The organism is Methylobacterium sp. Leaf91 (assembly GCF_001422815.1).
Taxonomy (GTDB): domain Bacteria; phylum Pseudomonadota; class Alphaproteobacteria; order Rhizobiales; family Beijerinckiaceae; genus Methylobacterium.
This window is the reverse complement of sequence record NZ_LMMP01000045.1, coordinates 79,680-103,197: the sequence shown is the minus strand read 5'-3', so window position 1 is coordinate 103,197 and position 23,518 is coordinate 79,680. Positions and strand designations below refer to the sequence as shown.

Here is a 23,518-nt window from a genome sequence, read left to right as displayed (position 1 = left end):
GCCGGGTTTCATGCCGGCTCCTTGCCAGCCTCGCGCGTCCAGGCGACGGCGGCACCGACAGCCGCGATCCACCAGCCCTGCCAGGCCCCGTGCTCCACGAAGGCGACGGCCGTGCACGACCCCACGAGGCCGAGGGCGATGACGCTTTCCCCGCGCGGCAGGCGTCCGATGAGCGCCACCATCATCATCAGGATCGCCCCGGCCAGGGTTGCGCCGACGATACCGAGCTCAGCCCAGATCTGCAGGAAGATGTTGTGCGGGTGGCCCACCGCCAGCATCGGGCGCAGGCCGGGCTCGATCCGTGCGGCAACGGGCGTATCGATGAATCGCGCCGAGGTCCCGAACCCGGCGCCTTGCCAGGGATCGAGGGCTACGGCCGCGCCGAAGCTGCGAGCGATGGCGACCCGTGCGCGCGAACTGCTCTGGACCAGACGCTCGTGGATGGCATCGGGCATGACTTTCTGAAGAATATCCCCCTCGATCGGCGAGAGGACGAGGGCGAGAGCCAGGGCAGCGCCCACGATGGCGAGCCCGACCCGGCGAGGGGTCAGGACGGCGATGAGGGCCGTGATGGCACCGGCTGCGAGACCCATGGCGGCGGCGCCGCTGATCGATCGCAGGATGGCCCCGGTACTGATCACGATCACCAAAAGCGCCGCGATCCCATGCCCGCGCCGGTAGAGAAGATAAGCCAGGGGCCCCATTACGGGCGCGATCGTCAGGGCTGGGCGATTGAAGACGAACAGCGCCACCCGCGAGCCCATCGCCCGATGGAGGGGAAGGTGGTTGGCCAGGGCCACGACGATGTAGAGGCCGGCGATCGCGATGGACCAGGCGGCGAGCCGGGGCGTGAAGGCCGGCATGTTTCCGGGCGCGAGGCGCGCGAGGAGATAGGCCCCCGCGACGGTCGGCAGGAATTCCTGCATGTTGCGCCAGGACAGATCCTTCACCGGGCTCCAGGAGATGCTCGCCAGCGACCAGACGACGAAGCCGAGGACTGCGAGACCGATCGGCGTGGCGAGCGGCCTCGCCACGAACCGCACCGTACCGCGCGCATCCTCGATCAGCCCGGCGATGAGGAAGAACGAGGCGGAGAGGCCGACGACGGTCGGGCTCGACCGATTGGCCAGCGCCATGGCCACCGGAAGGATGGCGAGTGTGATGGCACCGGCGGCGCGTAGGCGTGCGACCGTCTCCGATCGGGGCGGGAAAGAGATCATTGGAGACGGGCGGACCGGACGGTTACTGGAGTTCGTGGCCGCGCTTGCCCATCTCGGCACGCACACGGACCATCATGTATTCGGACACACCCTGGGTCCAGTTCTGCATGGCCTGGACGATCTCGTCGAGCACCTGCGGCTGGGTCTCGACGTAGCGCTTGCCCGCCGCCGAATGGAAGAAGGCGACGATCTCGGTGAGCTCCGCCTCGGACAGGCGGCTCGCGTAGATCTTGGCCGCCGTCTCGATCATCATCTGCTTTTGCAGTTCCATCTCGGGCGCCAGGGAGGTGAGAACCTCATCGAGATCCTTCGTCAGGTCCGGGCGGGTGATGGCCGCCTGTTTGATCTGCTGGCCAAAGGCCGGAAGAATCGAGTCGAACGACCGGGCGATGCCGGAGCTGAGGGTGACTTCGCGAGCCAGGGCCAGATGGTTCGGTGTGTAGGTCGGCTGCTGGGCCGCGGGCGTCGAAGGCGCGGGCGCAGCGGGCTTGGCCCCGGGCTTGGCCGGCGCGGCAGGCTTCTGCGCCTGAGCCAGGCCGGCGGTCGGAGCCGAGACGGAGAGGATTCCGGCGAGGACCGAGGCGGTCAGGACGAAAAAGAGGGGGCGGCGGGACATGCGAGCGCTCCGGAAAGACGTGTCGAGGAATCAAGCGGATGGGGAAGCGCGTCAGACCGCGCCGAGACAGGTGACATGCGCCTGCCCGTCACGGGCCTCCGCCAGGATTGCGCCCGTGGCGAGCCCGATGAACAGACCGTGCTCGACCACGCCGGGCACCGCCCAGAGCGCGGCGGACAGGCGTTCGGGATCGGCGATGACCTTCAGATGGGCATCGAGGATGAGATGGCCGCCATCTGTCACGAAGGGCGAGCCGCCGGGTCCGGAGCGCGGCACGAGATCGCCCGCGCAGCCAGCACTCTCGATGGCCTTTCCCACGGCGATGCGGGTAGCGCCGAGGCCGAACGAATTGACCTCCACCGGCAGCGGAAACGCGCCGAGGGTGGTCACGGATTTCGCCGCGTCGGCGATCACCACCATACGGCGGCTCGCGAAAGTCACGATCTTTTCGCGCAGGAGTGCGCCGCCGCCGCCCTTCACCAGACGCATCGCGGCATCGATCTCATCAGCGCCATCGATGGTGAGGTCGAGTTCGGGCAGGTCTTCGAGGGTGGCCAGGGGAATGCCGACGCGCTCGGCGGCGATTCGCGTCGCCTCCGAGGTCGGTACACCCGTCACCTTGAGTCCCTCGCGCACCCTGGCGCCGAGAAGCTCCACGAACACGTTGGCGGTGCTGCCGGTACCGATGCCGAGTCGCATCCCATCCTCGACGAGGTCGAGGGCGCGGGCGGCGGCGGCACGACGCAGATCGGGTCCGCTCACGAGGGAGACCGGTTCGTCGGGAGGGCGGGGACCAAATGCATGGATGGGCTCTCGGGCTACGGGCTGGGCCGCTGAAAGTCCCGAGGCCCTAGCACGGCTGGCAACGGCGTCCAACGGAGCACTTGCCGAACGCGGCACTTGCCGAGAACACGCAGCGATTGTCGTCAGGGCCGGGTGTTCTGGGGCGGCGTGGCACTCGGCCCCGCTCGGCCGGGCGCCTGCCCCGTGGCCACGGCCTCTTCGGGACCGCTGGTGGCCGGGTTCGCCTGGGCCGTGCACACCACCGCTTCCTTCTGGAGCTGGACGTAGCAGATGCTCATCTCACCCGTGCGGTAGTTGACGCGGAACACCCCGGCCTCCCGGGTGTGGCGGGAGGCGACGAGGCCATATTCGGACGGGGCCTGGGCACTGGCGCCCTCCCCGGAGCCGTAGCACACGGTGAGGCCGACGCTGCCCACCGCACCCTCGCGCAGGCCGTACTGGCAGGACGTGACCTCGCCGGTGACCTTGTCCACGCGATAGACCCTGTTGAGGTCGATCTGCGGCGCGGGCACGAACTCGAAGGAGGCGGCGGACGCGGCGCCAACAGTGCCGGCGAGAACGCTGAGGGTGATCGCTACCCGGCATCCAAAATTGCTCCAGCGCCGCCCCCGCGAACGGGCGGAAGCGGCCGGAACCATGAGTGTGAACGCGGGATCGGTCGGCAGGGTCGAACGCATGGTCGCCTTCGTGTCCGGATGAAGACAAGGGAATCTCACGGCCGCTCCCCTATAGCGGCCTTGCGGCGCAACCGTGACCCGCTCGCGAATGCCTTGATCGCACCACGTCACGATTCTAGAGGGTGGAATCGGATACCGGATCCGGGTCGATCGCGTAAGTCCTTGTCCCCTAACCGGCTTTTCCCAATGGGCCATGCCGCTTTATCGGGCGGGGACCGCCGCGCAAACCGGTTCTTCACCATCGCGCCCTTTACCGACCCATAGAACCCAGCGAGCCACCATGCCAAGCCTGCCGCCCATCGTCGTGTTCGACCTCGACGGAACCCTTGCCGAGACCGCGGGCGACCTCGTCGGCACCCTCAACGCGATCCTCACCCGCGAAGGCCTGCCGACACTGCCCCTGGATCAAGCCCGCGACATGATCGGCGCCGGCGCGAAGGCGCTGATCCAGCGAGGCTTCGAGGCGGCGGGGGAAACGCTCGACGACACAAGGCTGCAGACCCTGTTCGTCGATTTCCTCGACCATTACGGCCGGCATCTCAGCGAGCATTCCTACCTGTTCCCCGGCGTCGAGACGGCGCTCGATACGCTGAGCGCCCGCGGCTTCCTGCTGGCGGTCTGCACCAACAAGGTCGAGGCCCATGCCAAGCAACTGCTTGAGGAGCTCGGTATTGCCAGCCGCTTCGCCGCCATCTGCGGCCGCGACACGTTCCCGGTCTACAAGCCCAATCCGGCCCATATCACCCTCACGGTGGAGCAGGCGAAGGGCGACGTCTCGCGCGCGGTGATGGTGGGGGATTCCCGCGCCGATATCGATGCCGCGAAGGCTGCCGGCATTCCGGTGATCGCAGTGCCGTTCGGCTATACCGACCTGCCGGTGGAGCAACTCGGCCCCACGCGGGTGATCCAGCATTTCGATGACTTGGTGGATGCGGTCGAGGCCCTCGTGCCGGCTATCGCTGCGGCTTGAGGGGAATGGTGGGCGCGACAGGGATCGAACCTGTGACCCTTCGCGTGTGAAGCGAATGCTCTCCCGCTGAGCTACGCACCCGGACCGAGGGCCTTCTAGGGCGAGGCCCACGCGCCCGTCAAGGGCCTCTGTCGCGTTGGGCGGCAGCGACCATGCCGAGCCGGCATACGATAAGGTTCGGACGCCCGGCGAACGGCCTCGATCCTGAACCTCAACCGCCCCTCGGGGCCCGCTCCGGCGAGCCGAAGCGGAGGAGCAAAGCCACCGGGATCAGGCCGACGACGACGATGAGGAGGGCCGCCACCGCACCGTCCTCGTAGGTGCCGCGCACCGCCTCCCCGTAGAGATGGGTCGCGAGGGTCTCGACGTTGAGCGGGCGCAGGAGCAGGGTCGCGGGCAGTTCCTTGACGCAGTCGACGAAGACGAGGAGCGCGCCGCTCAGCAAAGCCGGCCACGTCATCGGCAGGTGGACGCGCATCAGCGTGCCGACGGGCCCCCGGCCGAGCATGCGCCCGGCTTCCCCGAGGGAGACCGGCACTTTCGACAGGCCGGCCTCGCAGGCGCCGACGCCGACCGCGAGGAAGCGCACCAGATAGGCGATGACGAGGGCACCACCCGCGCCGACCCCGATGATGGCCGGGGCGACGCCGAAGAGCGCCGTCGTGACACGGGACAGGGAGGCATCGGCGAGAGCCAGCGGGCCGAGGAGCCCGATCGCCAGGATCGCGCCGGGGAGCGCGTAGCCAAGGGCGGCGATACGGATCAACCCCTGCCCGAAACGTCGCGCGACGAGGCGCGGGCCGGCGGCGACGAGGAAGCCGCATATCGCCGCCAGCAGGGTGGCGAGGCCGGCATAAAGGAGGGTGTTTCCCGCCTCTGCGATGACTCCCCGAGGAAATCCCAGCCGCGTCACGCGGGCGATGGCGGAATGGACGAGATAGGCCGCCGGAATCAGGAAACCGATGGCGATGGGAAGAGTGCCGAGACACAAGGCGGCCAGGACCGACGCGCCGGACAGGCGATGGCGGGCCATGCCGCGCTGGCGCTGTGCCGTGCCGGAATAGCCGCGCCCGCGCCGGCCCCAGCGTTCGGCTGCCAGCAGCAGGAGCACCATTGCCAGCATGACCAGCGCGATCTGCGCGGCGCCGGGCAGATCGGAGCGGTTGATCCAGGTGGCGTAGACCTGAACCGTAAGCGTCCTTACGCCGAGAAATTCGGCGGCACCGATATCGTTGAGTGTCTCCATCAGGGCGAGGCTGGTGCCGAGGGCGATGGCGGGGCGCGCCAGCGGCAAGGCGACGTGGAAGAAGACCGCCATCGGCGACCGCCCGAGAATGCGCGCCGCCTCGATGAGCGTGCCTGCCTGCATCAGGAACAGCGCCCGCGTCGGCAGGTAGACGTATGGATAGAGCACGAAGCCGAGAAGCAGGATGCAGCCCGGCAGGGACCTGATCTCGGGCAGCAGCAGATCCTTCGGCCGCGCGATGCCGAGAGCATCGCGTAGCGCGGTCTGGACCGGGCCTATCGGATGAAGCAGGTCGAGATAGGCGAAGGCGACGATGTAGGTCGGCACCGCCAAGGGCAGCAGCAACCCGATTTCCAGGAGACGTCGGCCCCGGAACTCGTAGGCTGAGACAAGCCAGGCGGAGCCGACCCCGAGCATGACGACGAGGAGGCCGACGCCGCCGAGGAGCAACGCAGTGGTGAGCGTCGCCTGCGGCAGGACATGCGCCAGGAGATGCGGCCAGACCTCGCTCGATCCCCCCGCCGCCGTCAGCGCCAGGGATACGACCGGGCTCAGGATCAGGGCGGCGAGCGCCAGCGCTCCCGCCGCCCAGGCGAGAGGCCCGGCGCGCAGGCGCGACGCGGGGCGCGGAACGACGCCCGTGCCGAGCGCGGCCTCCGATCCGGCCAGTTCGGCAGCCACCCGCATCGGCCTGGACTTCAGTTGTCGAAGCCGACCGTATCCACCAGCAGGCTCGCGGCCTTCCGGTTACGGGCGATCTCGGCCAGGGGCACGGTATCGATGGTCAGCGGGCCTAGCGCGGTGAGCTGGGGGTCGATCGGCGCGCCCACCTTCACGGGATATTCGAAATTGGCCTTCGCATAGAGGCCCTGGCCCTCGTCCGAGACGAGGTATTCGAGAAGCTTGACCGCTTCGTCGCGGTTCGGCGCGCCTTTCGCGACGACGGCGCCGGAGACGTTCACATGGGTGCCACCGCTCGTAAAGACCGGCAGCACGACCTTGATCCCGTCGCCCCATTTCTGCTGATCCGGGCCACCCTTGCCCGAGCGCATCAGCCCGAAATAGTACGAGTTGCCGAGACCGACGGTGCAGGTTCCGGCCAGGATATCGCGGGCTACGTCACGGTCGCCACCGGCCGGCTTGCGCGCGAGATTGGCCTTCACGCCGGTCAGCCATTCCTTCGCCTTATCCGGCCCGTGCTTGACGATGTAATGGGCGATGAGCGCCGTGTTGTAAGGGTGCTGGCCCGCGCGCAGGCAGAGCTTGCCCTTCCATTTCGGGTCGGCGAGATCCTCGTAGGTCAGGGCCTTCTCCGCGAGGTCCTTGTCGGCATAGGCGACACGGGCGCGCATGGAGAGGGCGTACCAGAGACCACCGGCATCGCGCAGGGGGGCCGGGACGGCGGCTTCCAGGGTCTCCGTACGAACCGGCTGCGCCAAGCCGCGATCCACGAGTTCGATGAGATTGCCGATATCGACGGTCATGAGCACGTCTGCCTTAGACCGCTCGCCCTCGGATGCCACGCGCTCGGCGAGGCCCTTCTCGACGAAGACGGTGTTGACGGTGACGCCGCTCTTGGCCGTGTAGGCATCGAGCAGGGGCTTGATCAGGCCGGGCTCGCGCGTGGTGTAGATGTTGACCTCGGCGGCCGTCGCTCCGGAGATCCAGGCGAAAGCCGTCGCACCGCCGACCAGACATTTCGAGACCCAACCGACCATGACGTCCATTCCTCTTCCCGTGGCGAACGGTTCTGGGCCGCATCTTCACGAGAAAAGCAAGACTTATGTCTTCAGTTTATTATCGTTAAAAACTATACTTCTGGATATTGCCAAGCACGAGCAACCAAGCGGAATTAATCCGTCTCGAGCGGAAAAACCAAGCCTGCGCCGTTCGCGAGCTTCAGGCCGACGCAATCGCCCTCCCCCGCCGATGTCTCTTCCGCGACGGTGAGGCGGAACGTGTCGGAGAACCCCTCCGCCGCCAGGGTCAATTCCGCCACGGGTCCGAGGAAGCGCCGGCGGATGACCCGCGCCGGATGACCGGTTTCCGCGCCGGATAGCAGAATCGCCTCGGGCCTGACGCAGGCGGCCACCCTTGCGCCGCTGGCGATTCCCGGCGCCGGAAACTTGCCGAGCGGCGTCGTTGCCGCGCCGTCGATGCAGCGCGTGGGGAAAGCGATGAGATCGCCGAAGAAGCTCGCGGCGAAATGCGAGACGGGACGCCGGTAGAGATCCGCACCGGTGCCGATCTGGACGATGCGGCCGCTCCGCATCAGGACGATACGGTCACTCACCAGCAAGGCCTCCTCCGGGTCGTGAGTCACCAGGAGCGCCGTCGCGCCCGTGGCGCGCAGGACCGAGATCGTGTCGGCCCGGACCCGGTCGCGGTTACGCCGGTCGAGATTGGAGAAGGGCTCGTCGAGGAGCAGCACGCGTGGCCCCGGCGCCAACGCGCGGGCGAGCGCCACGCGCTGGCTCTCGCCGCCGGACAGGTCGCCGGGATAACTCGCGGCCCGGTCGGCGAGGCCGACCTGTTCCAGCCGCGCCCTCGCCACGGCATCGGCCTCATCGGCGCGCAGCCGGTGAAGGCCGAAGCGAACGTTCTGCATGACGGTGAGGTGGGGGAACAGGGCGTAGTCCTGGAACATCAATCCGACGCCCCGCTCCTCCGGCGGCACCCTCGGGCCCATGATCTGCCCATCGAGAAGGACGAGGCCGCCGCTTGGCTGTTCGAGCCCCGCCACCGCACGTAGCAGGGTGCTCTTGCCGCAGCCGGAATCACCCAGAAGGGCGATGATCTCGCCCGCGCGAACGGCGAGGGAGACGTCGTCGAGGGCGAGCTTGCGACCGAAATCGACACGCAGGCCTCGTGTTTCGAGGCGTGGCGGCACCTCGCCGGAGCGGCGTCCCTCGGTCGGATCGGGCGCGACCATGACCTGTCCTTCACTTCTCGGCTCGTGGTGAAACACGCGCTTCTCGCCCGATCCGGCGTCAGGTCAAGGGAAAGCTGGGCCGGCGGGCGATGCGGTCGGATGCGGAGGAGGATTATGCCGTCGCACTCATGGTGGAGCCGCATCGCCGCCGCCCCTTCAGAATACAGCCGAGACGCCCCCGACGGTTTGCCGGTGGAAAGTCCGTCCCGGCTTTCGGGCGCCCTTGCATCGGCATCGAAGCGTCCTGTACGGTTCCGATCGTCGTCGTAAGGGTGCCCTGGGCGACCACCATCTGTATGGTATTGGACGGACAGGCCATGCGGGTTTTCGCAGGGTTCGTTCGGTGCCGGTCGGGGGAATCGAGCGGATGTCGGAGGGGGCGATGACGGATACCGGTGCTGGCTGGACGGACGAGCGTGTCGAGCTACTGCGGCGTCTCTGGGACGAGGGCCTGAGCGCGAGCCAGATCGCGGCCCAGCTCGGCGGCGTCACCCGCAATGCGGTCATCGGCAAAGTCCACAGGCTCGGCCTTTCGGGCCGCGTGAAGGCAGCGGATTCGCCGGGTAATGGCCGGAAGAAGCCCGCGGCACGGGCACCCGAGACCGAGGCCGACACGGTCGTGGAATTCGCGTCCGTGGCCGATCCCGTCGCCACGCCGAGCTTGGCATTTCCCGAGACAACCGCCTTGGTCATGCCTCAGGCTACGCCGCTGGCCGTGTCCAAGCGCGTGACGATCATGGATCTACGCGAATCCATGTGCCGCTGGCCGCTGGGCGATCCGACCTCGCCGGATTTCCACTATTGCGGCGACCGCTCGATCACCGGCCTGCCCTATTGCACTCACCACGCTCAGATCGCGTATCAACCGGCCGCCGAGCGTAAGCGGGATCGTCGCGTCGGCGGATTCCGCTGAACGACTAGGTTCGGCCGCATCACCGTCGCCCCCGCGGGCGACGCCGTACTTGGTCTCGCCTATCGCGCTTCACGCTCACATGCCGGCCAGCCGATCACGCGCCGGTCGCTTATCGAGCGATGCCGGGCCCGCCCTCCGTCCCCATCATGGGTAAAGAGAGCGGTAGGGATCCGTCCATATCCTGTGCCTCATCGTCGGCCGCCATCGCCCCCTCTCGCCGAGGGGAGCGAATAGCGGCCGGCTTGGTCAGGCCGCCTGCTGTGTCTCGAGTCCGGCGAGGAGGATGCAGAGCGCGATCCCCTCCGCCGCCGCCTTCACGTCGGAGAGCGAGGGAAAGGTGGGGGCGAGGCGCAGGGTGCGGTCATGCGGGTCGCGTCCATAGGGCGAGGTCGCACCGGCGGGCGTCAGGGCGATGCCGGCTTCCTTGGCGAGGGCAACGGTCCGCTGCGCCGCGCCGTCCACCGTGTCGACGGTGATGAAGTAGCCGCCTTCGGGCTTCGTCCAGGTGGCTGCGCCGGTTCCGCCGAGTCGGGACTCCAGCGCGTCGAGAACGGCCTGAAACTTCGGCGCGATGAGCGCACGCTGCTTCTCCATATGCGCCTCGATGCCGGCCATGTCCTTGAGGAAGCGGACGTGGCGCAGCTGGTTGAGCTTGTCCGGCCCGATGGTGCGGAAGAACGAGCGGCCGAGGAACCAGCGCACGTTTTCCGGCGAGGAGGCGAACACGGCGATGCCCGCTCCCGCCAGGGTGATCTTGGAGGTCGAGGCGAAGATGAAGGGCCGGTCGGGATGGCCGGCTTCCTCGCAGAGGGTGAGGATGTCGGCGAGGGGGTGGCGCGTCGCGGTGAGGTGATGGACCGTGTACGCGTTGTCCCAGAAAAGGCGGAAGTCGGGAGCGCCGGTCTTCATGGAAGCGAGGCGCCGGACTGTTTCGTCGGAATAGGTCTCGCCGCTCGGATTGGCGTATTTCGGCACGCACCACATGCCCTTGACCGCGGGATCGGCGGCAAGCTTCTCGACCACGTCCATATCCGGCCCTTCGCCGGTCATGGGGACGGGCAGCATGCGGATGCCCAGGGCCTCGCAGATGGCGAAGTGGCGGTCATAGCCCGGGACGGGACAAAGGAAGACCGGCTCCTCTTCCTTCGACCAGGGCTTCTCCGAGCCGGGCACGCCCTTCAGCAGAGCCCAGGCGATGCAATCGTGCATGAGCGCGAGGCTGGAATTGTCACCGATGACAATCTGGGCGGCCGGCGCCTGTACCATCGGCGCGAACAGGGCGCGCGCCTCTGGCAGGCCTTGGAGGCCGCCGTAATTGCGCGCATCGTCGCCGGCCTCGGCGAAGTGGTCGCCGTTCCCCGGAAGGGACATCATCGCGCTGGACAGGTCGAGCTGCTCGGGCGACGGCTTGCCGCGGGTCATGTCGAGCTTCAGGCCACGGGCCTTGAAGGCCTCGTAGGCGTCGCGGGCCTCTGCGTGAAGTGCGTCGCGGGCGGCGGGATCGAGGGAAGCCAGACTCGTCATGGGAATACGCTCACGTCGTTATGCGATGCCCCGTCCATACCGGCTGCGGGGAACGATGGGGAGAGGTTCAGGCGTGGAGGCCCCATAACCAGGCTGCACCCCGCACGCCGGAAGCGTCGCCGTGGCGGCTCACCCGGATCGGCGTCTCGCATTCTCCCGAGAAGACATGCGGATGGATCAGTCCGGTCAGGTCGGCGGTCAGTTCCGGCACGGTCGACAGCCCACCACCGAGAACCACCACATCGGGGTCGAGGACGTTAATCACGCCGGCCATCGCGCGGGCGAGCCTGTCCCGATAGCGAGCGACACTTTCGCATGCAGCTGCATCGCCCGCCCGCGCGGCGGCAATGACGGATTCGCCCGTCGGGGCGGCCGCTCCGATGCGCCTGCCATGGTCGGCGGCGAACCCCGGCCCGGAGAGCCACGTCTCGATACAGCCCTTCCGACCGCAATAGCAGGCGGGACCGGGCCGTTCGTCGTCGCGAGGCGCGGGGAGTGGATTGTGCCCCCATTCGCCCGCGATGCGGTTGGCGCCCGACAGGGCCACACCGTCGATGGCGATGCCGGAACCGACGCCGGTCCCTAGTATGATCGCCCAGACGACCCGCGCCCCGGCACCCGCGCCATCCACCGCCTCGGAGACCGCGAGGCAATTGGCATCGTTCTCCGCTCGGACCGGCCGACCGAGCCGCGCCTCGAGATCGATGACGAAGGGCCTGCCGTTCAGCCAGACCGAGTTGGCGTTCTTCACGAGGCCGCTGCGTGGCGAGACCGCGCCAGGCATACCAATGCCGACACTGCCGATGCCGCCTGCCTCGCGCTCCATCCGCAGGACGAGCGACACGATCGCGTCGAGGGTCGCGTCGTAATCGTCCCTCGGGGTCGGGATCCGGCCATCGGCGCGAACGGCTCCGCCGGCATCGAGAACGATGCCGGCGATCTTGGTGCCGCCGAGGTCGATCCCGATGCGGAGATGCGCCGGGTCCATGTCCTCGCCCTATTGTGCGGCGACCGCCGGACGGGGAGCAGGCTCCTGGTCCATGTTCGGCGCGTGGTCGGAAATGTCGGTGCCGATGGAGAAGGGATGCGCCATGACTTGGTTCAGCTTCTCCTGATCGAGTTCACCCTCCCAGCGGCTGACCACCACCGTGGCGACGCCGTTGCCGATCAGGTTGGTGATGGCCCGGCACTCCGACATGAACTTGTCGACACCCAGGATCAGGGTCATGGCAGCAACCGGCACCGGATTGTTCGGGATGGCGCTGAGCGTGGCCGCAAGAGTGATGAAGCCCGCGCCCGTGACGCCGGAGGCTCCCTTCGAGGTCAGCATCGCGACCAGGATGATGGTGGCGTACTGGCCGAACGAAAGGTCCGCACCCACGGCCTGAGCCAGGAACAGCGACGCCAGCGTCATGTAGATGTTGGTGCCGTCGAGGTTGAACGAGTAGCCCGTGGGGATCACCAGGCCTACGACGGAATCCGAGGCGCCCAGGCGGCGCATCTTCGTCATCATGTGCGGCAGCACCGTCTCGGAGGACGAGGTGCCGAGCACGATGAGGAGTTCGTCCTTGATGTAGGCCAGGAACTTGAAGATCGAGAAGCCGGCCACCCGGGCGATGCCGCCCAGAACCAGAACCACGAACAGAAAGGCGGTGACGTAGAAGGTGCCGACGAGCCAGGCGAGATCGATCACCTTGCCGATGCCGTACTGGCCGATGGTGAAGGCCATGGCGCCGAAGGCGCCGATGGGGGCGAGCTTCACCACGAGGCCGATGATGCGGAAGAAGATCTGGCCGGCCGTGTCGATGGCGTGCGTGATCGCCTCGCCGCGCTTGCCCATGCCGGTCACCACGACGCCGGTGAGGATCGAGATGAGAAGAACCTGGAGCAGGTCACCCGTGGCGAAAGCGTCGAAGAAGCTCTTCGGGATCAGAGCCATGATATGGCCGGTGACGGAATCGTCGGCGGCGATCTTGGCGTATTTCTCAACCGATTTACCGTCGAGCTTGCTCACATCGGCATTGAAACCGGCGCCCGGCTTCACCACCTCACCCACAAGTACGCCGATGAGGAGCGCAATGGTCGAGACCACCTCGAAATAGACCAGCGCCTTCAAGCCTACGCGGCCGACCTTCTTCAGGTCGCCGATGGAGGCGATGCCGTGGACGATGGTACAGAAGATGATCGGCGCGATCATCATCTTGATCAGGGCGATGAAGGCGTCGCCCAACCACTTGACGGACTTGCCCCATTCGGGGTGCAGATATCCGAGCAGGATGCCGAGCGCGATGGCGATCAGCACCTGGATGTAGAGGACCTTGTACCAAGGTTCGTGAGGTGTCGGTGCTGCCGGCGCGCTGCCTCCGGCATGGACGGTGGTCTGAACCATGTTCCCTCACAGGCGCCTCGTTGGGCGCACGCTCGTCTGTCTTGGCGAGACGCTAGCGAGTTTAATCCCTCGCCTCAACGCGGCTATGAGAGATAATCTTTGTTTCTCGCCGAAACCGTGAGGATGGGCTGCTTCTGTAACGCGCCGAGCTTCTGTCGCGCTACTGCATACAATCGTTGGTCATCCACCTTGCCGGATCTGCCCGGTGCTGCTGGCTCCTCGCGAGGAGCCCGGAGATGGGCATGACCCACCTCCGGTCCCAGGGTTCAGGTCTGCGGAGTACGGCGGGGACGCACGGTCCAGCGCTCGAATTCGGCGGCCGGATCGTCGTCGCGTGCAGGAGCGCGGGACGGTTGAGACGCGCCCAGAGCCTGCGACAGGCTTTCGATGACGTCGTCGATGCGGGCATCGGTGCGGATCGGAGTGTCCGTCGCGGTCTCCTCCGCCGCCGCGGGCTCTTCCCGACGCTCCTCGCTCCGTTCCTCAACGACGGGTTGCGGTGCGGGCTCTTCCACCGGGATGGCCGCAGGAGCGGCCGCCTTGGCAGCCAGGGCGGCAGCGCGGCGGTTCGCCCGAAGGGTCGCCTCGTCCTCACCGGCCTTCGGCGGCGGGGCATTGAAGCGGCCGAAGCCGAAGCGCGGTTCGAGCAGATCGAGGATCGCTTCGAGGGCGGCGTTGTTCAGGGGAACCTCGCCGGTTTGCGGCACACCCTGGATCGCCACGGAATGGCGGTCAAAGGCGGAATTCTCGGTGACGTCGTCGCCGAACCAGGCCGGGGGCACGAAAGCGGCGGCCTGGGCGGGGTCGTCGAACACGACGCTGAGCAGGTCGAGGGCGCCCGGTGTCGCGTAGCGGTCGACGAGCGCCTCGCGGCCGTTGCCGAGCGCGAGCACAGCGCGGTCGTAGATCGCCTTGCCGGAGCAGACATCCAGAAGGGCATCGCCGTGGGCGCGGGGAACGTCTGTCCGCTCCTCGCTCGACGTTCCGTCCGGCGCCGTGGTGACGAGGACGAGATGGCAGTTCTGGCCATCGACGCGGACATAGGAGGTGCGACCGGCCTGGGGAGCGAAATAGCCCTCGGTGATCTTCGAACCGCCGCGCTCCTTGCGGATCAGGCGGACGAGCGAAGGTGCGACCAGAAACCGACGAACGACACTCATGTATTCTCTCCCCCCGGATCGGCTCATCATGGCAGGCACTCCTCCGGAGCGCCGCGCCATGGGCGCAACGTCAGCGCCGTTCGAAGCCATACCCTGTTTCGGCAGCGACGGAATGCCCGGCCTGTGGAAACCGGCCGGCACGAACCGTCCGAATTCGATCGTTTTCCCGCCTCGCACCGCCGACGGCACACAAAGGGGAAGACCACTTCCCTTCGACTAAGAAAAAATGGGACTAAATCAAGGCCGCTCTCGTAAGCCCGGCCCCGATTTTTATCCTTTTATACCAATGAGCTCACGCATTCGGCTCGAAACGCAGTGAAATGCCGTTCATGCAATAACGCAGCCCCGTCGGCGCCGGGCCATCATCGAAGACGTGGCCGAGATGACCTTTGCAGCGGGCGCAGTGCACTTCGGTCCTCACCATCCAGTGGCTCCGGTCGGTCGTCGTCTCCACCGCGCCGTCGATGGGATCGAAGAAGCTCGGCCAACCGGTGCCGGATTCGAATTTCGTGCTGTTTTCGAATAACGGGGCATCACAGCCGGCGCAGTGGAACGTGCCGGGACGCTTCTCGGCATTGAGGCAGCTCGTGCCCGCCCGCTCCGTGCCGTGCTCGCGCAGGACACGGTACTGGTCCGGCGTCAGGATCTCGCGCCACTCGGCCTCGCTGCGCTGGACGGTGCCTGACTGGGTCTCGCTCATGATGGCCTCCGGTTCCTCGGGATAGGCTGGAGAAATAGGACTCCCAAGGCCGTCACGCACCCTGTCACGCAGCCGCGCCGACCGTGTCCGCCATCCGTGCCTCGCGGTCGCCCATGGGCTTTTCCGGGCCCGTCGTCGTGTCCCGAGCGGTCTGATGCTCCATTTCGGCATTGATCTCGGCGCCCAGGAGCACGATCGTCGTCGAGATCCAGATCCAGGTCATGAAGCCGATGGCGGCGCCGAGCGAACCGTAGGTCTCGTTGTAATTGCCGAAGCTGCCGACATACCACGAGAACAGGATCGAGGCGGCGAGCCAGAGGATGCCCGCCACAGCGCCACCGGTGCCGACCCATCGCCAGCGCGGCCGCTCGCGGCTCGGGCCATAGCGATAGAGCAGCGAGAGGCCGCCGAGGAGGACGACGAGCAGGAAGGGCCAGCGCAGCAGGGCGATGAGCCTCGCCCCCTGCCCGAACCCGAAGAAGTTGAAGATCACCGGGAGCACGACGATGCTGGTGAGCGCGAGGATGGTGAACAGGAGCGCCCCGACGGTGAAGGTCAGGGAGCGCAGGTTCAGCATCACGAAGGAGCGCTTCTCGTCTTCCTCGTAGACCACGTTCAAGGCATCGAACATCGCCTTCATGGCGGCGTTCGCGCTCCAGAGCGACAGGACGAGGCTGGAGAAGAACGTCAGTCCCAGCGTGCCGTTATCCTTGGCGGCGATCCGCTTCACCTGCTCGCCGATAATGTCGATGGCGCTGGAGGGCAGCACGCCCTGCATGCTGGAGAGGTGCTCGTTGATGGCGCCGACATCGGCCACGAGGCCGTAGCAGGAGACCAGGGCGGCTATGGCCGGGAACAGCGACAGCAGGGTGAAGAACGTGACCCCGGCGGCGACCGCGAGCACGCGGTCCTTGTTGAATTCCAGATAGACGCGGACGGCGATGTCCTTCCAGCCGGCGCGGGTGATCTCGGTCGGGCTGTCTGCGGCACGACCGCGATGGACCTGTGTCGCCGCCACCCATTCGGCGCTGCGCCCGCTATGCGAACGGGCACCTTCTTCGCGGCGCGGCTCGGGCGGTTCGGCCTCACGCCTGGCGCCGCGCGACCGCGGTGCCAGCGACAGGGCGACGAGCGCCGCCCCCATCGCCAGAGTCCAGACCATCGAATGGGTGGAGCCCGGCTCCGTAGGCTCGGGACGGTGAGGCTGAGACGAAGACATGACGGCAACCGGTACGGAGACGGCGCGAGCTTGGCCGTTCGATGACGAGAACCGCCGGCCCGCCAAAGCGTTCCGCCGTCTTGCCCCTCAGCGGCGGTAGAGTTCCGCATGCGCTTCGCGCAGCAGGTTCTTCTGCACCTTGCCCATGGCATTGCGCGGCAATTCGTCGGCGAAGAGCACACGCTTGGGGCATTTGAACCGGGCGAGACGCCCTTCGAGGATGCGGAGGATCTCCTGCTCTCCCGGCGCGTCCGGGCGGGCGACCACGATCGCCGTGACGCCCTCGCCGAAATCCGCATGGGCGAGGCCGATCACGGCGGATTCGACGACGCCCGGAAGCGCATCGATCTCGTTCTCGACTTCCTTCGGATAGACGTTGTAGCCACCGGTGATGATGAGATCCTTGCCGCGCCCGACGATGTGGACGTAGCCGCGCGCGTCGACCTTGCCGAGATCGCCGGTGATGAAGAACCCGTCCGCCTTGAATTCGGAGGCCGTCTTCTCGGGCATGCGCCAATAGCCCTGGAACACGTTCGGGCCCTTCACCTCGATCATCCCCACCGTATCGGCGGGCAAGGCCCGTCCCGTCTCGGGATCGACCACCCTGAGCGAGACGCCCGGCAGGGGCAGGCCCACCGTGCCGGCGATGCGCTCGCCCTCGTAGGGGTTCGAGGTGTTCATGTTGGTCTCGGTCATGCCGTAGCGTTCGAGGATGGCGTGGCCGGTGCGGGCCTGCCAGTCCCGGTGCGTCTCGGCCAGAAGCGGGGCCGAGCCGGAGACGAACAAACGGATTGTCGCCGCCGCCTCGGGGGTCAGGCCCGGCTCCTTGAGGAGGCGCGTATAGAAAGTCGGCACGCCCATCATCGAGGTCGCCCGGCCCATCAAGGCGAGCACCTGCTTCGGGTCGAATTTCGGCAGGAAGATCGCTGTGGCCCCGGCCAGCAGAACGATGTTGGTGGCCACGAACAGGCCGTGGGTGTGGAACACCGGCAGGGCGTGGATCAGCACATCGTCGGCGGTGAAGCGCCAGGCCTCCACCAGGGTGACGGCGTTGGAGGCGAGGTTGTCATGGCTGAGCATGGCGCCTTTCGAGCGCCCGGTCGTGCCCGAGGTGTAGAGGATCGCCGCCAGATCGTCTGGCCCGCGTTCCACATCCGTGAAGTCGATGCCGGCCGCGTCCGCCGCCTCCGCCATGGTGCCGCGTCCCGCCCCGTCGAGGGTACGCAGCGCTGAGACCTTCGCCTCGGCGGCGACGGGTTCCAGGGCAGCGAGCCGGGCGGGATCGCAGACGAAGAGGGACGCTTCGGCATCCGACAGGAAATACGCGATCTCGGGGGCCGTGTAGGCAGTGTTGAGCGGCAGGAAGACGGCGCCCGCCCGAACCGCGCCGAGATAGAGGAACACCACTTCGGCGCTCTTCTCGACCTGCACGGCGACCCGGTCGCCCGTCTTCACCCCGAGTGCCTTGAGGGCCGAAGCATAGGCGGCCGAACGCTCGAGCATGTCCGCATAGGTGATCCGCGCGCCGTCGCCGGTCTCGATGAAGGTCCGGGAGGCGGGATCGGCGGGCAGGCTCGCCCGGATGAGGTCGAAGAGATGGTTACGCATGACGTCGTCCAACCGTGATCGAACCGACAGCCGTGGCCGGACGACGCCCCGAAATCAAGCCTCGGCCAGGGCGACGGCGCGAATCGGCGGTAGGTTGGACCTCAGTTCGCGGCTCACGGTGCTCGATGCCGCCACCGTGCCGAGATTGGCATAGGTTTCGTGGTTCTTCTCGATGGCCGAGAGATCGTAGAGGTAATTGACCATCAGCCCGCGCGACTGGCTCAGCCCCTTGGGCGAAACGTCGCCGAGGAAGTTCAGCCGCTCCAGCCGCGCGCCATTGCCGAGATGGAAGCGCGCCACCGGGTCGAGGGGCTTGCCGCGCTCGTTCTTGGCCCGCAGGAAATAGGCGGCGGCGGCGGGGATCAGGGCCTTCTTCACCGCATCGGCCCTGGCCTTGTCGGCGTGCCAGCCCGGCTCGTCGATGGCCCGCAGAGCCTCGATATCGTCGCGCGTCAGCCCCTGCGGCGAATCCGAGCGGCGCTCGCGGTCGAGCCAGGCGGAGAAGCCGGGCACCGGCGACAGGGTCACGAAGGTCTTGAGGCTCGGGATTTCGCGGGCGAGATCCTCAACCACCTGCTTGATCAGGAAATTGCCGAAGGTGATTCCAGCCAAACCCTTCTGACAGTTCGAGATCGAGTAGAAGATGGCCGTGGTGGCGGCACGCGTCGGAAGCAGCTCGCGCTCATGCGCCAGGATCGGCGCGATGGCCGGGGCAATGCCGCCGGTGAGTGCCACTTCGACGAAGATCAGCGGCTCGTCCTGCAGGGCCGGATGAAAGAAAGCGAAACAGCGTCTGTCCGACGGCTCGATCCGCCGGCGCAGTTCGTCCCAGCCGGCGATCTCGTGCACGGCCTCGTAACGGATGATCTTCTCCAGGATATGGGCCGGCGTGGTCCAGTCGATATGGCGCAGAACCAGGAAGCCCCGGTTGAACCATGAAGCGAAGAGATGCTCGAAATCGCTGTCGAGACTGTCGACGGCGTCGATGAGGTCGTGATCCGCCTCGCTGCCCCGCAACTCCTTGCGCAGGGCGAACAGGTCCTCGCGCATCCGCACCAGAGCGAGGGTGCCGTTGCGGGCGAGGTTGAGGCGGCGGATGAGTTCCTGGCTGCGCGGCTCGGCCGCCACGTGCAGGACGCCGAGCGCGGCGCGGGTCGGGTCCCGGCGATAGGCGGCGATGGCATCGTCCACCGCTTCATGGTCGGCCCCGAACACGGTGGCGACACCCTGGAGGAAGACGAGACGCTCGGGCTTTGCCAAGCTCGAATAGCGCTCCAGGATCAGGCGGGCGAGCGCCACGCCGGAGGCTTCGCCGCGCCTGGAGATCAGGTCTTCACAGAGCTTGATCAGTTCCTGCGCGTTGGCCCTTGCCGCGAGGTCGCCGCGACCGATGCCGATGAGATCGCGACCACGGTCGCTGATGGTCTGAAGCAGGTCGCCGAAAAACGAAATCGCCGCCATGGCTCGCCGCCTGCCCCAAAAACCCTGTCACCCGGCTAGGGTGATGCCAGCCCCGCGGAACGCAGCCTTGCATGGCCGTCAGTCTATGATGTGGGGCGACCGAGGACCAGGGTCTTGAAAGCGGGACCATGCCGCAGCCGCAGGCCGACCTGTGATCGAGACCATGGCTGTGGCATCGTCCTGCTCGAGACTATGCAAAGACGGATCAAGACGACATTCCGTGTGTCAGGCTTGTGCGGCCTCGATGGCGACACGATCCGCCCGCTCGCGCCAATCCTCGACACCGTGCTGGCGCGCGAAACGAAGTTCCGCCGCACGCTGAGCACGACGCGGATCGCGCGCGCGCGAGATCTCGACCGATCCGATGGTGAACGGCACGCCGAGGATTTGCTTTGCGAAACTGACGCGGTAATTCGGCATTCCAAACTCCGTTGTCGACACGCGATGCTTGTCACCGGGACTTGGGACCGACTCGTCTCGACAGTCGAGACTGTGGCAGAACGACTTGGCTCCTGCCAAGTGGGACTCCACCGGAACGACGCACCAAGTCATTGTCCGGTAACAATTCGTATATGGGGATCGGTGCATCCGATGGAAGGTCGGGGCCCGCGTCGGCCGTCCGACGCGGCTGGGACCATTTCGCGCGGCCGCGGGTTGCCCCCGCGCGCCGCCGCCCCTAACCGAGGGCACGGCTCTCCCGTCGCTAACGGACCCGCCCACCGAATGACGTACAATCCATCGCTTTTTCATCGACTTGGCGCGACGGGCGGCACCGTTCCGGTGCACGCCTGACCATGCAACCCGAGACCGCTTCCAGCCACGGCTTCACCGCCAAGGCGCGCTTCGGCCTGACCCTGATCGCCGGGGGCGCCGTCGCCAACATCTACTACAACCAGCCTCTCCTCGCGGTTCTGGTGAGCGAGTTCGGCGAGCGCGCCGCCCTCCTCGTTCCCACCGCGTGCCTCGTGGGCTACGGCCTCGGCATTCTCGGCCTCGTCCCGCTGGGCGATGCCTGGCCGAGGCGGACTCTGATCGTGGCGCAGTTGCTCGGCCTGAGCGTGGCGCTGCTCGGCGCCGCCCTGGCAACAAACCTCGCCTTCCTGACGGTCGCCTGCCTCCTCATCGGATTCCTCTCCTCCGCGGCGCAGCAGGCGGTGCCTTTCGCCGCCGAACTCGCCCCGGATGAGAGTCGCGGCCGGATGGTCGGGCAGGTGATGACGGGTCTCCTCACCGGCATTCTCCTCGCCCGGACGGTGAGCGGCTTCGTCGGCGCGCATTTCGGCTGGCGTGCGGTGTTCTTCGCCGCCGCTGTCGTTGCCCTGGCCATCGCGTTCGTGGCAGCGACGACCCTCCCGAAGGTCAAGCAGACGAAGCCTCTGCGCTACCGCGCGCTGATGCTGTCGATCCTGCATCTGGTGAAGACGCAGCCGATCCTGCGCAATGCGAGCCTCTCGCAGGGATTGTTGTTCGCCAGTTTCAACGCGTTCTGGGCGACCCTGGCCCTGCTGGTGGAAGCTCCGCCCTTCGATCTCACCGCTGCCGGCGCCGGCCTGTTCGGGGTGATCGGGGTCTGCGGCGCCTTCGTCGCCCCCCTCTCCGGGCGCTACACCGACCGGAAGGGCGCCCGTCCGGTGGTCGTCACCGGTGGTGCGCTCGTCCTCGCGTCGTTCCTGGTTCTGTGGCTGGGAGGAGAGGTTTCGCTGGTAGCAGTCGCCATCGGCGTGCTCCTCATCGATATCGGCATCAACGGCGCGCTCATTGCCAACCAGACCCGGGCCTATGCCCTCGTCCCCGGCGCCAGGGGCCGGATCAACACCGTGCTGTTCACGGTGATGTTCGTGTTCGGGGCGCTGGGCGCCTTCGCCGGCTCGCAGGCCTTCCTCATGGCGGGGTGGCCCGGCGTCTGCGCGGTGGGCGCCCTCCTCTCGGGGGCGGGCCTTCTCGTGTCGATCAATGACCGGTCGCGGTCGAAGCCCGCCTGATCAGGCGGGTTTGAGCACGCGGGACAGGCGGCACCATTCGTCCTTGTCCGCCGGCAGGCCGAAACGTAGCCATCGCGGGTTGGCCTCGAACCGGCGGACATAGATGCCCGCCTCGCCGAGGCGCCGGAACAGGCCCGGCGCATCGTCGAACGCGGCCGTGCGGAACAGGCAGGTGCCGCCGACGACACGCCCTCCCCGACAGGCCAGAAGCCGGTCGAGACGCGATGCATCGGCGTGGCGCGCAAGGGCGGCCTCGTACAGCCATGGCGTGTCGGCCAAGGCCGCGCGGCCGATGGCGAGCGCCGGCCCCGGCACCGCCCAGGGTCCCAGCGCCTGCGCGATCCGCCGGGCGAGCGCCGGTTCGGTGAGGGAGAAGCCGAGACGGATGCCGGCGAGGCCATAAGTCTTGCCGAAGGAGCGCAGCACGATCAGCCCCGGCCCCACACGGGGCGCAACGGATTCGACTTTTTCGAGATCGATGAAGGCCTCGTCCACGACGAGCCACCCGCCGCGCCGTGCAAGGCGTCCCGCGAGATCGAGGAGGGTGGAGGCCTCCCAGGTCCGGCCATCGGGATTGTTGGGGTTGACCACGACAACGACGTCCGCCCCCTCGGCCTGCGCCGGATCGGTCACCGTCGCCACCGCGTGGCCACCCCGGAGCCAGGCTGCCTCGTGCTCGGCATAGGTCGGGCCGATGACGGCCACGCGCGAAGGGGGCCTCAGGCGAGGCAGCGTCTCGATGAGGATCTGCGTGCCGGGCGCCGCGACCAGATGGTCCGGATCGACGACGCCATAGGCGCGGGAGGCGGCGGCGAGCAGAGCGTGGAGGTCGGCACGTGAGGGAAGCCGCCGGAACGTGCTGGCGTCCAACGGCGGACAAGGATACGGGACCGGATTGATCCCGGTGGAGAGGTCGATCCAAGGCCGTTCGGCGTGCGGGAACAGCGCCCCGGCGGCGTCGAGATCGCCGCCATGGACGATAGGCCGAATCCCCTCGCCCGCCTCCTCGCTTCCGCTCATCGGGCCTCCGTCGCGCTCCCGCTCACCAGCCTGGATACCCTCCGCGAACCGATGACCTGGACCGCTCTCTTCCATCCGCCGGATACGCTCGTGGTGTTGGGCCTCGCCCTCGCCATCGAGGCGGCGGCTGGCTATCCGGACCGGCTCTACAGGGCGCTGGGCCATCCTGTCACCTGGATCGGCTGGGTGATCGCCCGGCTCGACCGGTCCCTCAATACGGGCAGCGAGGCGAGACGGCGCGCGGCCGGGATCGTCGGCCTTCTCGCCCTCCTGGCGGTCGTCGGGGCGGTATCGATCGGGGCGACGACGCTGGCCGCCGCGTCCGGTCACCTGCCTGCCGTGATCCTGCTCGGCCTCGTCTGCGCGTCCCTGCCGGCGCAGCGCAGCCTCCACGATCATGTCGGCCGTGTCTCTTCGGCGCTCCGCTCCGAGGGGCTGGCTGGCGGGCGGCGCGAAGTCGCAATGATCGTGGGGCGCAACCCGGAGAGCCTCGACGAAGCCGGCATCTGCCGCGCCGCCATCGAGAGCCTATCGGAAAACTTCTCCGACGGCATCGTGGCGCCCGCGTTCTGGATCGGGATCGGCGGCCTGCCGGGGGGCGCGCTCTACAAGGCGATCAACACTGCCGACAGCATGATCGGCCATCGCACGCCCCGCCACGAATCCTATGGCTGGGCCTCGGCCCGCCTCGACGACCTCGTCAACCTCCCGGCCTCTCGGCTCTCGGCGGGGCTGATCGCGGCGGCCGCCCTCCTCCATCCCGGCGCCTCCGCGGCGGGTGCGTACCGGGCGGTCCGGCGCGATGCGGGCCGGCATCGCTCGCCCAATGCCGGCTGGCCCGAGGCCGCAATGGCGGGTGCGCTCGGCCTGAGGCTGGCGGGGCCGCGCATGTACGGCTCCGAGATCGTCGACGATTCCTGGATGGGCGACGGACGGGCGAAGGCGGGCCCTCATGATGTGGAGCGGGCGTTGGCCCTGTATCGCATCGCCTGCGCGCTGCTTTTCGGATGTGTCGTCCTTGGCGCATCGATACTCAAAGTTATTTTTCCGTAATTCCGATCACCGACATTCGAAGGG

The 23,518-nt window shown here is 67.5% G+C and carries 21 protein-coding genes and 1 tRNA gene; 4 read left to right on the top strand and 18 right to left on the bottom strand.

The annotated features are described in order from the left end of the window. Positions 1-8: 8 nt before the first annotated feature. From ASF32_RS18995 to ASF32_RS18980, 4 genes are all read right to left on the bottom strand, one after another. Positions 9-1,220 carry an O-antigen ligase family protein gene (locus ASF32_RS18995; RefSeq protein ID WP_082469901.1) on the bottom strand — a complete coding sequence of 404 codons (1,212 nt, stop codon included), beginning with the start codon at positions 1,218-1,220 and terminating at the stop codon, positions 9-11. A 22-nt stretch (positions 1,221-1,242) separates the two neighbouring features. Beyond that, on the bottom strand, positions 1,243-1,836 hold the full coding sequence (locus tag ASF32_RS18990; RefSeq protein ID WP_156467897.1) for a DUF2059 domain-containing protein: 594 nt from the start codon (positions 1,834-1,836) through the stop codon (positions 1,243-1,245). Between the two features lie 51 nt (positions 1,837-1,887). Continuing rightward, positions 1,888-2,598 (bottom strand): ribose-5-phosphate isomerase RpiA, encoded by a 711-nt coding sequence (gene rpiA, locus ASF32_RS18985; RefSeq protein WP_056431959.1) that lies wholly within the window; start codon positions 2,596-2,598, stop codon positions 1,888-1,890. Positions 2,599-2,762: 164 nt separating this feature from the next. Continuing rightward, positions 2,763-3,317 (bottom strand): hypothetical protein, encoded by a 555-nt coding sequence (locus tag ASF32_RS18980; protein WP_244477879.1) that lies wholly within the window; start codon positions 3,315-3,317, stop codon positions 2,763-2,765. A 280-nt stretch (positions 3,318-3,597) separates the two neighbouring features. On the opposite strand from ASF32_RS18980, the gene gph reads away from it, so the two are divergent. After that, entirely contained in the window at positions 3,598-4,287 is a 690-nt protein-coding gene (gene gph / locus ASF32_RS18975) for a phosphoglycolate phosphatase (RefSeq protein ID WP_056431956.1), read from the top strand. A gap of 6 nt (positions 4,288-4,293) precedes the next feature. Here the strand turns inward: gph and ASF32_RS18970 are convergent. The 4 genes from ASF32_RS18970 to ASF32_RS18955 all read right to left on the bottom strand — a co-directional run bounded on the left by ASF32_RS18970 (position 4,294) and on the right by ASF32_RS18955 (position 8,465). Further along, positions 4,294-4,368 (bottom strand) — tRNA-Val (locus tag ASF32_RS18970). Between the two features lie 130 nt (positions 4,369-4,498). After that, positions 4,499-6,220, bottom strand: a complete 1,722-nt coding sequence (locus tag ASF32_RS18965; protein ID WP_082469899.1) for an iron ABC transporter permease — start codon at positions 6,218-6,220, stop codon at positions 4,499-4,501. An 11-nt stretch (positions 6,221-6,231) separates the two neighbouring features. After that, entirely contained in the window at positions 6,232-7,260 is a 1,029-nt protein-coding gene (locus ASF32_RS18960; RefSeq protein ID WP_056431952.1) for an extracellular solute-binding protein, read from the bottom strand. Between the two features lie 125 nt (positions 7,261-7,385). Beyond that, positions 7,386-8,465 (bottom strand): ABC transporter ATP-binding protein, encoded by a 1,080-nt coding sequence (locus tag ASF32_RS18955; protein ID WP_056431949.1) that lies wholly within the window; start codon positions 8,463-8,465, stop codon positions 7,386-7,388. Positions 8,466-8,832: 367 nt separating this feature from the next. On the opposite strand from ASF32_RS18955, the gene ASF32_RS18950 reads away from it, so the two are divergent. Beyond that, positions 8,833-9,378 carry a GcrA family cell cycle regulator gene (locus ASF32_RS18950; RefSeq protein WP_082469897.1) on the top strand — a complete coding sequence of 182 codons (546 nt, stop codon included), beginning with the start codon at positions 8,833-8,835 and terminating at the stop codon, positions 9,376-9,378. A gap of 246 nt (positions 9,379-9,624) precedes the next feature. On the opposite strand, the gene ASF32_RS18945 is transcribed toward ASF32_RS18950, so the two are convergent. The 9 genes from ASF32_RS18945 to ASF32_RS18905 form a co-directional block, all read right to left on the bottom strand. Then, positions 9,625-10,902 carry an aminotransferase gene (locus ASF32_RS18945; RefSeq protein ID WP_056431946.1) on the bottom strand — a complete coding sequence of 426 codons (1,278 nt, stop codon included), beginning with the start codon at positions 10,900-10,902 and terminating at the stop codon, positions 9,625-9,627. A 67-nt stretch (positions 10,903-10,969) separates the two neighbouring features. After that, a complete protein-coding gene (locus tag ASF32_RS18940; protein ID WP_056431943.1) occupies positions 10,970-11,890 on the bottom strand; it encodes an ROK family protein in 921 nt (306 codons plus the stop codon). A gap of 9 nt (positions 11,891-11,899) precedes the next feature. Then, entirely contained in the window at positions 11,900-13,291 is a 1,392-nt protein-coding gene (locus ASF32_RS18935; RefSeq protein ID WP_056431940.1) for a dicarboxylate/amino acid:cation symporter, read from the bottom strand. A 266-nt stretch (positions 13,292-13,557) separates the two neighbouring features. Then, entirely contained in the window at positions 13,558-14,451 is an 894-nt protein-coding gene (locus tag ASF32_RS18930; RefSeq protein ID WP_056431937.1) for a hypothetical protein, read from the bottom strand. A 292-nt stretch (positions 14,452-14,743) separates the two neighbouring features. After that, positions 14,744-15,151, bottom strand: coding sequence for a peptide-methionine (R)-S-oxide reductase MsrB (gene msrB, locus ASF32_RS18925; RefSeq protein ID WP_056431934.1), 408 nt, complete (start codon positions 15,149-15,151; stop codon positions 14,744-14,746). A 64-nt stretch (positions 15,152-15,215) separates the two neighbouring features. Then, positions 15,216-16,295 (bottom strand): YihY/virulence factor BrkB family protein, encoded by a 1,080-nt coding sequence (locus ASF32_RS18920; RefSeq protein ID WP_082469895.1) that lies wholly within the window; start codon positions 16,293-16,295, stop codon positions 15,216-15,218. 162 nt (positions 16,296-16,457) lie between these two features. Beyond that, on the bottom strand, positions 16,458-17,978 hold the full coding sequence (locus tag ASF32_RS18915) for a malonyl-CoA synthase (RefSeq protein ID WP_056432411.1): 1,521 nt from the start codon (positions 17,976-17,978) through the stop codon (positions 16,458-16,460). Between the two features lie 54 nt (positions 17,979-18,032). Continuing rightward, positions 18,033-19,439 (bottom strand): malonyl-CoA decarboxylase, encoded by a 1,407-nt coding sequence (locus tag ASF32_RS18910; RefSeq protein WP_056431929.1) that lies wholly within the window; start codon positions 19,437-19,439, stop codon positions 18,033-18,035. A gap of 225 nt (positions 19,440-19,664) precedes the next feature. Further along, complete coding sequence (locus ASF32_RS18905; RefSeq protein ID WP_056431926.1) at positions 19,665-19,859, bottom strand: hypothetical protein; 195 nt, start codon at positions 19,857-19,859, stop codon at positions 19,665-19,667. Positions 19,860-20,233: 374 nt separating this feature from the next. Between ASF32_RS18905 and ASF32_RS18900 the strand changes: the two genes are divergently transcribed. Beyond that, positions 20,234-21,421 (top strand): MFS transporter, encoded by a 1,188-nt coding sequence (locus tag ASF32_RS18900; protein WP_056431923.1) that lies wholly within the window; start codon positions 20,234-20,236, stop codon positions 21,419-21,421. Here ASF32_RS18900 and cobD read toward each other — a convergent pair whose 3' ends face one another. Next, on the bottom strand, positions 21,422-22,441 hold the full coding sequence (cobD, locus tag ASF32_RS18895; RefSeq protein WP_056431919.1) for a threonine-phosphate decarboxylase CobD: 1,020 nt from the start codon (positions 22,439-22,441) through the stop codon (positions 21,422-21,424). It lies immediately after the preceding gene. A 51-nt stretch (positions 22,442-22,492) separates the two neighbouring features. On the opposite strand from cobD, the gene cbiB reads away from it, so the two are divergent. Continuing rightward, a complete protein-coding gene (gene cbiB, locus ASF32_RS18890) occupies positions 22,493-23,494 on the top strand; it encodes an adenosylcobinamide-phosphate synthase CbiB (RefSeq protein WP_056432407.1) in 1,002 nt (333 codons plus the stop codon). Positions 23,495-23,518: the final 24 nt, after the last annotated feature.